A 10,538-nucleotide genomic window follows, 5' to 3' on the forward strand; every position below is an offset into this window, starting at 1 on the left:
CTCCTGGCAGCGAGAACGGACGAGCGGGGCATCAGGCCGGGTAGGCCCGTTGCAGCAGTGCGGCGACGTCGAGCGCATGCGGATCGAAGCCGCCCGCGATGCGGCCCCAGTCGGGCGCCCCGAGCCGCGTCGCGATGAACGCATCGGCAACGGCCGCGGGCGCGTCGCGCCGCAGCAGGCACGCCTGCGCAACGAGCACGAGCCGCTGCGCGAACACGCGAGCTGATGCCTCGAGCGCATCGGCGGGCGCCGCGAGCGTCGCGCGCAACGCATCGAGCGCCGCGCGAATGTGCGGTTCGCCGGCGCCGAGGTCGTACAGTTCGGCGACGAGCGCGGCGGCCGCGTCGGGCTCGCGCGACACCGCGCGCAGCACGTCGAGGCACATCACGTTGCCGGAGCCTTCCCAGATCGAATTGACCGGCGCTTCGCGGAACAGCCGCGCGATCGGGCCGTCGTCGACGTAGCCGTTGCCGCCGAATGCCTCCATCACTTCGCCGGTCAGCTCGACCGCGCGCTTGCAGACCCAGAATTTCGCGGCGGGCGTGACGATCCGCTTCCATGCGCGTTCGCGCGGCGAGTCGTCGCGCTCGAACGCGTCGGCGAGCCGCATCGCGAGCACGAGCGCGGCCTCGCTCTCGAGCGCGAGATCGGCGAGCACGGTGCGCATCAGCGGCTGCTCGGCGAGCGCGCGGCCGAACGCGTGGCGCTGTCGCGTGTATGCGATCGCTTGCACGACGCCCTGGCGCAGCATCGCCGCACTGCCGAGCACGCAGTTCAGCCGCGTGCAGGTCGCCATTTCGATGATGGTCGGGATCCCGCGCCCTTCGTCGCCGAGCATGATGCCCCACGCGTCGTCGAGCTCGATCTCGCTGCTGGAATTGCTGCGGTTGCCGACCTTGTTCTTTAGCCGCTGGATCTCGACCGCGTTCTTCGTGCCGTCCGGACGCCAGCGCGGCACGTAGAAGCACGACGGGCCGCCGGCTTCGGTGCGCGCGACGACGAGGTGCGCGTCGCACATCGGCGCGGAGAAGAACCACTTGTGGCCGCGCAGCCGGTATTCGCCGCCGCGGCCGCCCGTGCCGACGGCGGTCGCCAGCGTCGTGTTCGCGCGCACGTCGGAGCCGCCCTGTTTCTCGGTCATCCCCATCCCGAACCAGATGGAGCGCTTGTCGGCGACGGGCACGTCGCGCGGATCGTAATCGTCGCTGTACAGCTTGTCGCGCAGCAGATCCCACAGCACGGGTTCCTTCTGCAGCACCGGAATCGCGGCCTGTGTCATCGTCGCCGGGCACAGCGTGCCGGCCTCGATCTGGCCGTGCAGGTAGAAGCCGGCCGCGGTCGCGGCCCAGCGGCCCGGGCGCGTGTCGCGGAACGGGAGCGACACGAAGCCTTCGCGCCGGTACATGCCGAGCAGCGTGTGCCATGCCGGATGGAAGTCGACGCGGTCGATGCGCCGGCCGCGTCGGTCGAACGCGTTGAGCTCCGGCGTGTGGCGGTTGGCTTCGTCGGCGAGCCGCGCGGTGTCGGCGCTGCCGAGCCGCGCGCCGTACGCGTCGAGCTGCGGCACGGCCCAGTCGGCGCCCGCGCGCGCGAGCGCGTCGCGCAGCGCGACGTCGGTCGCGAAGAGGTTATAGTCGACCAGTTCGTCGAACTGGTTCGTGACGGCATGGGTGGCTTCGGTCATCGGGTTGTCTCCGGTGTCGTGCTTCGCGGTCGGCCGGCCCGCCGGGTGCCGCGCTGCCGGCGTGCATGCGCGCGCAGGCTCCCGGCCGAACGTGTTCCCCGCTGAATTTCAGAGTAGCAAATATGCCGCCGCGACATGTTCAGGTTCCGGCGCCGCCCGGCCAGCCGGCGGCGCAACCCGCGCCCGCGTTGCGCCGCCGGCCGCGGCAGCCGCGCGCGCAGGCGACGTCCGATGCGCTGCAGCAGGCGTTCGTTCAGCTTTTGCTCGAACGCGGCTATGCGAAGGCGACGATCCGCGAGATCGCGGCCGTCGCGGGCGTGAGCATCGGCACCTTCTACGAATACTTCGGCGACAAGCAGAGTCTCGCCGCGCTGTGCATCCACCGGCGCGTGCTGGCGCTCGCCGACCGGCTGCGCGACGCGGCGCACGCGCTGCGCGGCGCGCCGCGCGCCGAACTCGCGGCTGCGCTGGCCGATCTGCAGATCGATGCGATCGCCGCCGACGCCGCGCTGTGGGGCGCGTTGTTCACGCTGGAGCGGCAGGTGTCGCCGCTCGCCGCGTACCGCCGGCATTACGACGCCTATGTCGCGCTGTGGCGCGACGCGCTCGCGCACGCGGCCAATCCGCCGCCCGCCGCACGGCTCGACGGCTGCGCGCGGATGGCTCATACGGTTTGCTACGGCGGCGTGTCGCAGGCGCTGCTGACGCTCGGGCCGGCGGTCGATTTCGCCGCACTGCGCGGTGAATTGCAGGCCGTGCTGCGCGCCTATCTGGCGGCCGTCGGCGCGTGACGCGCGGGAAGGCCGCCGCGTGCGTCAGGGAAATGCCCGATACGCATGCATGGCGACAGGCATGACGATGCGTTCGCGGCTCCTGAATCCATGGCCATGAGAAAAATGCATGGACGCCATGACGAACTTTCGATTGTCCGCCGATATTGGCTCGGGCTAAATCGCTGAGCACGAGTCGGGCTGCGCGCGTCGCGCGGGCAAATCCGACGGACATCAGGAGGAGAAGTCATGCGAAGCGCCACCACGCCCCGTTCGAAACTGCCGGACGTCGGGACGACGATCTTTACGGTGATCGGCCAGCTCGCCGCGCAGCACGACGCGTTGAACCTGTCGCAGGGCGCGCCGAATTTCGCGCCGGATCCGGTGCTGGTGGACGGCGTCGCGCGTGCGATGCGCGACGGCCACAACCAGTACGCGCCGATGGCCGGCATCGCGTCGCTGCGCGAGCGGCTCGCGGAGAAGACGGAGGCGCTGTACGGCGCGCGCTACGACCCCGGCACCGAGATCACGGTGATCGCGAGCGCGAGCGAGGGGCTGTACGCGGCGATCAGCGCGCTCGTGCATCCGGGCGACGAAGTGATCTATTTCGAGCCGTCGTTCGACAGCTACGCGCCGATCGTGCGGATGCAGGGCGCGACGCCGGTCGCGATCAAGCTGTCGCCCGAGCATTTCCGCGTGAACTGGGATGAAGTGGCCGCGGCGATCACGCCGCGCACGCGGATGATCATCGTGAACACGCCGCACAACCCGACCGCGACCGTGTTCTCCGCCGACGACGTCGAGCGGCTCGCGCAGCTCACGCGCAATACCGACATCGTCGTGTTGTCGGACGAAGTGTACGAGCACGTGGTGTTCGACGGCGCGCAACATCAGAGCGTCGCGCGGCACCGCGAGCTGGCCGAGCGCAGTGTGATCGTGTCGTCGTTCGGCAAGTCGTTCCACGTGACGGGCTGGCGCGTCGGCCATTGCATCGCGCCGGCTGCGCTGATGGACGAGATCCGCAAGGTGCACCAGTTCATGGTGTTCTCGGCCGATACGCCGATGCAGGTCGCGTTCGCGGAGATCCTCGCGCGGCCGGAACACTATCTCGGCCTGTCGGCGTTCTACCAGGCCAAGCGCGATCTGCTCGCGCGCGAGCTGGCCGGATCGCGTTTCGAGCTGCTGCCGAGCGAAGGCTCGTTCTTCATGCTCGCGCGCTTTCGCCATTTCTCGGACGAGCGCGACAGCGATTTCGTGCTGCGCCTGATCCGCGATGCGCGCGTCGCGACGATTCCGCTGTCGGCGTTCTATACCGACGGCACCGACGCCGGCGTGATCCGGCTCAGCTTCTCGAAGGACGACGCGACGCTGATCGAAGGCGCGCGGCGGTTGCGTTCGCTGTAAATCGCGGGCGCGGCCCGCACCCACGCAGGCAGCTTGACGGCCGCCTCGCAAGCCACGGATGGGACCGTCGCACGTGCCGATGCACGGCGCCGGCCGACAAGTCAGGAGATCACGATGAAGCATGCACACACCCTGAAACTCGCGCTCGCCTTCGCGTGCGCGCTCGGCTCCGGCGCGGCGCTCGCCGACGGGCAGACGCTGCGTTTCGGCCTCGAGGCGCAATACCCGCCGTTCGAGTCGAAGGCGCCGAACGGCCAACTGCAGGGCTTCGACATCGACGTCGGCAATGCCGTTTGCCAGAGCGCGAAGCTGTCGTGCAAGTGGGTCGAGACGTCGTTCGACGGGCTGATTCCGGCGCTGCAGGGCCGCAAGTTCGACGCGATCAATTCGGCGATGAACGCGACCGAACAGCGGCGCCAGGCGATCGACTTCACGACGATCATCTACCGGGTGCCGACGCAACTGATCGCGCGCACCGGCAGCGGTCTGCTGCCGACGCCCGAATCGCTGAAGGGCAAGCGCGTCGGCGTGCTGCAGGCGTCGATCCAGGAAACCTACGCGAAGGCGCACTGGGAGCCGGCCGGCGTGTCGGTCGTCGCGTACCAGGACCAGAACCAGGCGTACGCGGACCTGGTCGCCGGCCGTCTGGACGCGACGCTGGTGCTCGCGCCGGCCGGCCAGCGCGGCTTCCTGTCGCGTCCGGACGGCAAGGGCTTCTCGTTCGTCGGCCAGCCGGTGCGCGACGACAAGATTCTCGGCAGCGGCATCGCGTTCGGCTTGCGCAAGGGCGACGATGCGCTGAAGACGAAGCTCGATGCGGCGATCGAGAAGCTGAAGGCGGACGGCACCGTGAAGGCGCTCGGCCAGAAGTACTTCGGCGACATCGACATCTCGACGAAGTAAGCGGGCCTGCGCCTGATGCAGAGCCTCGATACGGACGCTGCGCAAGGCGGCCACGGCACGGCGCCGCCGGCCGGCGCCGCGCTGGAGGCGGCGCTCGTCGCCGCGCTGGGCGACGCGCTCGTCACGCGGTCGGCCGACATCGATCCGCGCTACTTCACCGCGTACAACGAGCCGGCCGGCGTGCGTCCGCGCGCGCTGGTGCGGCCGCGCAGCGTCGACGACGTGTCGCGCACGCTCGCGCTGTGCACGCGGCTCGGGCAGCCGGTCGTGCCGCAGGGCGGCCTCACCGGGCTCGCGCGCGGCGCGGTCGCGCTGGGCGGCGAGATCGTGCTGTCGATGGAGCGTTTCACCGGCGTCGACGCCATCGATGCGGCGGCGGGCACGATGACGGTACGCGCCGGAACGCCGCTGCAAACCGTGCAGGAGGCGGCGGACTCGGCGGGCTTCACGTTCGGTGTCGATCTCGGCGCACGCGGTTCGTGCCAGATCGGCGGGATGCTCGCGACCAACGCGGGCGGCACGCGCGCGATCCGCTACGGGATGATGCGCGAGCAGGTGCTCGGGCTCGAGGCCGTGCTCGCGGACGGCACCGTCGTGTCGTCGATGAATCGGATGCTGAAGAACAACGCGGGCTACGACCTGAAGCAGCTGTTCATCGGCAGCGAAGGCACGCTCGGCGTCATCACGCGCGCGGTGCTGCGGCTGCATCCGAAGCTGGCGGAGCCGGCCACCGCGTTGTGCCGCGTGCGTGGCTACGATGCCGTCGTCGGGTTGTGGAACCGGCTGCGCGCGCTGCCGGAAATCGTCAGTTTCGAAGCGATGTGGCCGGCATTCTATGACTACGTCGCGCGTCATACGCCCGGGGTCGCCGCGCCGTTCGCGAGCGACGGCGCCTTCGCGGTGCTGATCGAATGCGCGACGAGCGCGCCGGGCGGCGACGCGCGCGCCGCACTGGAAACCGCGCTCGCGGATGCGTTCGACGCGGGCCTCATCGACGACGCGGCGCTCGCGACGTCGGAGCGGCAGGCGCGCGATCTGTGGACGTTGCGCGAAGGTCTCGCGATCGATGCGCTGCCGCATCTGGCGAACTTCGACGTGAGCCTGCCGACCGGCGAACTCGGCGCGTTCGCCGCACGCTGCGAAGCGGCGTTGCGCGAACGCTGGCCCGGCATCGCGTGCCTGTTCTTCGGCCATGTCGGCGACGGCAACGTGCATATCGGCGTATCGCTCGCCGGCATGCGCGACGCGGATGCGGACGCAATCGACGATTGCGTCTACGCGGTCGTGCGGGACATGGGCGGCTCGGTGTCGGCGGAGCACGGCATCGGCGTGCTCAAGCGCCGCTATCTCGCGCACGCGCGCAGCGACGCCGAGATCGCGCTGATGCGGCGCCTGAAGGCCGCGCTCGATCCGGCCGGCGTGCTCAACCCAGGCAAGGTGCTCTGACGGGCGCGGGCCGATGGCGGTGCGTCAGCCGTCGACCCAGCGCAGCGCGCCGATCTTCAGGTGGTCGACGACGCTGCGCACCCAGTCGAGCTCCGCGTTCAGCAGCACGAGCGCATGCTCGTTCTGCAGCAGGAACAGGCGCGGCACCTGATCGTTCTGCGCGGCGTTGCGCAGCGCTTCGAGACGCTCGCGCTCGGCTTCGAGCGCGGCGATGCGGCGCTCGAGCTGGTGGCGCGCATCGTTCGCATCGAGCAGCGGCAGGAACGCGAGGCCGGCGCCGAACGCCGGAAACTCGCGGGCGGGTTCCGCGAGCAGCGCGTGCAGCCACGCCTGGCCGGCCGTATGCCCCGCCTCGGTCAGCGTGTACAGCGTGCGCTCGGGAAACGCGCCGTCGCGCTCGGTCTCGTGCACGGCGATCAGCCCGTCGCGCAGCAGCCGGTCGATCGTCTGGTACAGGCTCGTGCGCTGCCGCACGTTGACGGCCTCGTCATGGCCGCGCGCCTTCAGCTGCTGCAGCATGCCGTACGGATGCATCGGCGATTCGGTGAGCGTCGCGAGGACCGCGAGCGCAAGCGGAGACGGGCGGCTGGCTGACATGAGTAGTGCTGACATATCTAGTAATACTATAACTAGTATTAACTAGATCATCATATTTCACAAGGGTTTCAGCCGAGGTGAGAGCGCTTCGCGGCTGGCGCGACGGTTTCCATCGTCGCGAGACCCTGCACGATTCCGCAATCCTCGACCGAATGTTCGCCGACGCACTGGCGGCGCAATTCGGTGAGCTGGTTGCGCAGATGCGTGAGTTCCGCAAGGCGCGCGTCGACGTGGCCGATGTGTTCGTCGAGCAGCGCGTTGACGGAATCGCATGGGTCGGCCGGCGTGTCGGTCAGCTGCAGCAGTGTGCGGATTTCGTCGTGCGCCATGTCGAGTGCGCGGCAGTTGCGGATGAAGCGCAGCCGTTCGACGTGCACGTCGGTGTAGTTGCGGTAGTTCGAATCGGTGCGCTCCGCGTCCGGCATCAGCCCCTCTTTTTCGTAGAAGCGGATCGTTTCCGGCGTGCAGCGGGCGGCCTTGGCCAGTTCCCCGATCTTCATGACCTTTCTCCGTTGCAAGGGTTGACCTTGTAGTGGCTTCAGGGTGTTAACTCTACACCGTCAAGCCACAGAGGAGGTTGTCATGACCGACGCCCAGCGTACCCGCGACCCACGACACCGTCATCCCGACGGCGCCGATGCGTGCTGCGCCGATTCGCGCGCCACGCATACGGCGGCCGTTGCAGAGACGGTGCCGGCGGCCGGCGGGCACACGCACGGTGATGCGGCAAAGCCGGGCGCGCAGCGGCACGAATGTGGTCACGACCATGACGACGGGCACGGTCATGGGGCCGCGCGCGGCACGGAACATAATCACGGCGACGGCGATCACGCCGGTCATGCGCACGGTGACGGACTCGAGCACGGCGCCGCATGTTCGCATGACCACGCGGCACATGACCATGCTGGTCACGACCACGACCACGACCACGACCACGACCACGACCACGACCACGCGGCCGGTGCGTGCTGCTCGCCCGCCGCGGTGACGCTCGCGCCGCTGCCGGCCGCGCGGGCGACCGCGTCGGGTCACGTGCGCTCCGCGTTCCGGATCATGCAGATGGACTGCCCGACCGAGGAAACGCTGATCCGCAAGAAGCTCGGCGGCATGCAGCAGGTGTCGGCGCTCGAATTCAACCTGATGCAGCGGATGCTGACCGTCGATCACGTGCCGGGCGCGCAGCCGGCGATCGAAAGCGCGATCCGCACGCTCGGGATGACGCCGGAGGCCGCGTCGGCCGACGCGCCGGCCGCGCCTGTGGGGCTGCCGCCTGCGAAGCCGTGGTGGCCGCTCGCGCTGGCCGGCGCCGCTGCGATTGCGTCCGAGGCCGTGAGCTGGGCCGGCTTGCCGGTGTGGCTGTCGGCGGTGCTGGCGCTCGCGGCGGTGCTCGCGTGCGGACTCTCCACCTACAAGAAAGGCTGGATCGCGATCCGCAACGGCAATCTGAACATCAACGCGCTGATGAGCATCGCAGTGACGGGCGCGATGGTGATCGGCCAGTGGCCGGAAGCGGCGATGGTGATGGTGCTGTTCACGATCGCCGAACTGATCGAGGCGAAGTCGCTCGATCGTGCGCGCAATGCGATCCAGGGGCTGATGCAGCTCGCGCCCGACACGGCGACCGTGCAGCACGCCGACGGCACGTGGCGCACGATCGAAGCCGCGCAAGTCGCGCTCGGCGCGATCGTGCGCGTGAAGCCGGGCGAGCGGATCGGGCTCGACGGGGAGGTCGTCGCCGGCCGCTCGACGGTCAATCAGGCGCCGATCACCGGCGAGAGCCTGCCGGTCGACAAGACGACCGGCGACACGGTGTACGCGGGCACGATCAACGAGTCGGGCTCGTTCGACTATCGCGTGACGGCGCTCGCGGCCAACTCGACGCTCGCGCGGATCATCCACGCGGTCGAGGAGGCGCAGGGCGCGAAGGCGCCGACGCAGCGTTTCGTCGACCAGTTCGCGCGCGTGTACACGCCGATCGTGTTCGCGATCGCGCTGCTGGTCGCGGTGGTGCCGCCGCTGGTGACGGGCGGCGCGTGGCACGACTGGATCTACCGTGCGCTGGTGCTGCTCGTGATCGCGTGCCCGTGCGCGCTGGTGATCTCGACGCCGGTGACGATCGTGTCGGGCCTCGCTGCGGCCGCGCGGCGCGGCATTCTGGTGAAGGGCGGCGTGTATCTGGAAGAGGGCCGCAAGCTCGCATGGCTCGCGCTCGACAAGACCGGCACGATCACGCACGGCAAGCCGGTGCAGACCGATTTCGACCTGCACGCGACGGACGCCGATGCGGCACGCGTGCGCCAGCTCGGCGCGAGCCTCGCGGCGCGCTCCGATCACCCGGTGTCGCAGGCGATCGCGACGGCGGCACGCGATGCGCAGACGGCGACGTTCGCCGATGTGCAGGCGTTCGAAGCGCTGCTCGGCCGCGGCGTGCGCGGCACCATCGACGGTGCGCGCTACTGGCTCGGCAATCATCGGCTCGTCGAGGAACTCGAGCGCTGCTCGCCGGCGCTGGAGGCGAAGCTCGACGCGCTCGAGCGGCAAGGCAAGAGCGTCGTGATGCTGGTCGACGACACGCGCGTGCTCGGCATCTTCGCGGTGGCCGACACGATCAAGGACACCAGCCGCGCGGCGATCGCCGACCTGCACGCGCTCGGCATCCGCACCGCGATGCTGACGGGCGACAACCCGCACACCGCGCAGGCGATCGCGCAGCAGGCCGGCATCGACGATGCGCGCGGCAACCAGTTGCCCGAGGACAAGCTCGCGGCGGTCGACGAACTGTCGGCGGGCGGCGCGCGCGCGGTCGGGATGGTCGGCGACGGGATCAACGACGCGCCCGCGCTCGCGCGCGCCGACATCGGTTTCGCGATGGGCGCGATGGGCACCGACACCGCGATCGAGACGGCCGACGTCGCGCTGATGGACGACGACCTGCGCAAGATCCCCGCGTTCGTGCGGCTGTCGCGCGCGACGCATCGCGTGCTGGTGCAGAACATCGGCTTCGCGCTCGGCGTGAAGGTCGTGTTCCTCGGCCTCACGGTCGCGGGGCTCGGCACGATGTGGATGGCCGTGTTCGCCGACGCGGGCGCGAGCCTGATCGTGGTCGGCAACGGGTTGCGGCTGCTGTCGAAAACGGGCGTGTTCGATCGCGCGGCGGCGACGCGATGAGGAGCGGGCGATGAGCTTTCTGAAGCGGATTCTGGGCGGGCACGGTGGTGGTCACGGTGGCGATTACGGCGGCACCGGCCATGGACGCGCGCATCACGGGGGCGCGGGCCGCGAAGGCCATGGCAGCCACGATGTGCTCGGCCGCGATCGTCACGGGTGGGGCAGGCAGCCACCGGCGAATGCGCGGGGTGGTTCCGGCAACAACGTGCCGCTGCGACAGCTCGCGTGCGCAGGCTGCGGCGCGCTCAATGCGGCTGATGCGCGGTTTTGCGCGCAATGCGGTACATCGCAGCGAGGCAAGGGCTGCAGCAGGTGTCACGCGGCGCTGGCCGCCGACGCGCGGTTTTGTTCCGGCTGCGGGATGCAGGTCGGCTAACGCTTGATTGCCGGCTTCGTTGCCGGCGCGACAGCCGGTTCAGCCGGTTCAGCCGGTTTCGGCGACGGCATGGCGCCTGCAATGGGTATCACGTCGCGCGGATCATGCTGAATGCCGAGCGCCGAGCGCCGAGCGCCGAGCGCCGAGCGCCGAGCGCCGAGCGCCGAGCGCCGAGCGCCGAGCGCCGAGC

At 69.9% G+C, this 10,538-nt stretch carries 10 protein-coding genes and 1 pseudogene; 6 read left to right on the forward strand and 5 right to left on the reverse strand.

Translation table 11 applies throughout. The features are described from left to right. Positions 1 to 31: 31 nt before the first annotated feature. Entirely contained in the window at positions 32 to 1,684 is a 1,653-nt protein-coding gene (locus tag BSE24067_RS30340) for an acyl-CoA dehydrogenase family protein (RefSeq protein WP_151067544.1), read from the reverse strand. A 122-nt stretch (positions 1,685 to 1,806) separates the two neighbouring features. On the opposite strand from BSE24067_RS30340, the gene BSE24067_RS30345 reads away from it, so the two are divergent. The 4 genes from BSE24067_RS30345 to BSE24067_RS30360 all read left to right on the forward strand — a co-directional run bounded on the left by BSE24067_RS30345 (position 1,807) and on the right by BSE24067_RS30360 (position 6,207). Next, a complete protein-coding gene (locus BSE24067_RS30345) occupies positions 1,807 to 2,475 on the forward strand; it encodes a TetR/AcrR family transcriptional regulator (RefSeq protein ID WP_174904963.1) in 669 nt (222 codons plus the stop codon). A 228-nt stretch (positions 2,476 to 2,703) separates the two neighbouring features. Beyond that, complete coding sequence (locus BSE24067_RS30350) at positions 2,704 to 3,858, forward strand: pyridoxal phosphate-dependent aminotransferase (protein WP_151068566.1); 1,155 nt, start codon at positions 2,704 to 2,706, stop codon at positions 3,856 to 3,858. Positions 3,859 to 3,972: 114 nt separating this feature from the next. Continuing rightward, a complete protein-coding gene (locus tag BSE24067_RS30355; RefSeq protein WP_151068567.1) occupies positions 3,973 to 4,761 on the forward strand; it encodes an ABC transporter substrate-binding protein in 789 nt (262 codons plus the stop codon). A gap of 15 nt (positions 4,762 to 4,776) precedes the next feature. After that, positions 4,777 to 6,207 carry an FAD-binding oxidoreductase gene (locus BSE24067_RS30360; RefSeq protein WP_151068568.1) on the forward strand — a complete coding sequence of 477 codons (1,431 nt, stop codon included), beginning with the start codon at positions 4,777 to 4,779 and terminating at the stop codon, positions 6,205 to 6,207. A 24-nt stretch (positions 6,208 to 6,231) separates the two neighbouring features. Here BSE24067_RS30360 and BSE24067_RS30365 read toward each other — a convergent pair whose 3' ends face one another. The 3 genes from BSE24067_RS30365 to BSE24067_RS33155 all read right to left on the reverse strand — a co-directional run bounded on the left by BSE24067_RS30365 (position 6,232) and on the right by BSE24067_RS33155 (position 7,758). Continuing rightward, entirely contained in the window at positions 6,232 to 6,804 is a 573-nt protein-coding gene (locus BSE24067_RS30365) for a PadR family transcriptional regulator (protein ID WP_151068569.1), read from the reverse strand. A gap of 68 nt (positions 6,805 to 6,872) precedes the next feature. After that, a complete protein-coding gene (cadR, locus tag BSE24067_RS30370; RefSeq protein WP_151068570.1) occupies positions 6,873 to 7,304 on the reverse strand; it encodes a Cd(II)/Pb(II)-responsive transcriptional regulator in 432 nt (143 codons plus the stop codon). Between the two features lie 52 nt (positions 7,305 to 7,356). Further along, entirely contained in the window at positions 7,357 to 7,758 is a 402-nt protein-coding gene (locus BSE24067_RS33155) for a hypothetical protein (protein ID WP_420883521.1), read from the reverse strand. 30 nt (positions 7,759 to 7,788) lie between these two features. Between BSE24067_RS33155 and BSE24067_RS30375 the strand changes: the two genes are divergently transcribed. Both BSE24067_RS30375 and BSE24067_RS30380 read left to right on the forward strand, forming a co-directional pair. After that, positions 7,789 to 9,972, forward strand: coding sequence for a heavy metal translocating P-type ATPase (locus BSE24067_RS30375; protein ID WP_420883522.1), 2,184 nt, complete (start codon positions 7,789 to 7,791; stop codon positions 9,970 to 9,972). Between the two features lie 10 nt (positions 9,973 to 9,982). Further along, positions 9,983 to 10,348 (forward strand): zinc ribbon domain-containing protein, encoded by a 366-nt coding sequence (locus tag BSE24067_RS30380; protein WP_151068572.1) that lies wholly within the window; start codon positions 9,983 to 9,985, stop codon positions 10,346 to 10,348. Here BSE24067_RS30380 and BSE24067_RS30385 read toward each other — a convergent pair. Continuing rightward, positions 10,345 to 10,538 (reverse strand): annotated as a pseudogene (locus BSE24067_RS30385) (hypothetical protein); the annotation flags it as partial. The gene BSE24067_RS30380 and the pseudogene BSE24067_RS30385 sit on opposite strands and share 4 nt — an antisense overlap.

This window comes from Burkholderia latens (assembly GCF_902499045.1).
GTDB lineage: Bacteria > Pseudomonadota > Gammaproteobacteria > Burkholderiales > Burkholderiaceae > Burkholderia > Burkholderia latens.

Coding starts and splice junctions, on each gene's coding strand:
- BSE24067_RS30340 (WP_151067544.1), bottom strand. CDS start 1,684: ATGACCGAAGCCACCCATGCCGTCACGAACCAGTTCGACGAACTGGTC.
- BSE24067_RS30345 (WP_174904963.1), top strand. CDS start 1,807: ATGCCGCCGCGACATGTTCAGGTTCCGGCGCCGCCCGGCCAGCCGGCG.
- BSE24067_RS30350 (WP_151068566.1), top strand. CDS start 2,704: ATGCGAAGCGCCACCACGCCCCGTTCGAAACTGCCGGACGTCGGGACG.
- BSE24067_RS30355 (WP_151068567.1), top strand. CDS start 3,973: ATGAAGCATGCACACACCCTGAAACTCGCGCTCGCCTTCGCGTGCGCG.
- BSE24067_RS30360 (WP_151068568.1), top strand. CDS start 4,777: ATGCAGAGCCTCGATACGGACGCTGCGCAAGGCGGCCACGGCACGGCG.
- BSE24067_RS30365 (WP_151068569.1), bottom strand. CDS start 6,804: ATGTCAGCCAGCCGCCCGTCTCCGCTTGCGCTCGCGGTCCTCGCGACG.
- cadR (WP_151068570.1), bottom strand. CDS start 7,304: ATGAAGATCGGGGAACTGGCCAAGGCCGCCCGCTGCACGCCGGAAACG.
- BSE24067_RS30380 (WP_151068572.1), top strand. CDS start 9,983: ATGAGCTTTCTGAAGCGGATTCTGGGCGGGCACGGTGGTGGTCACGGT.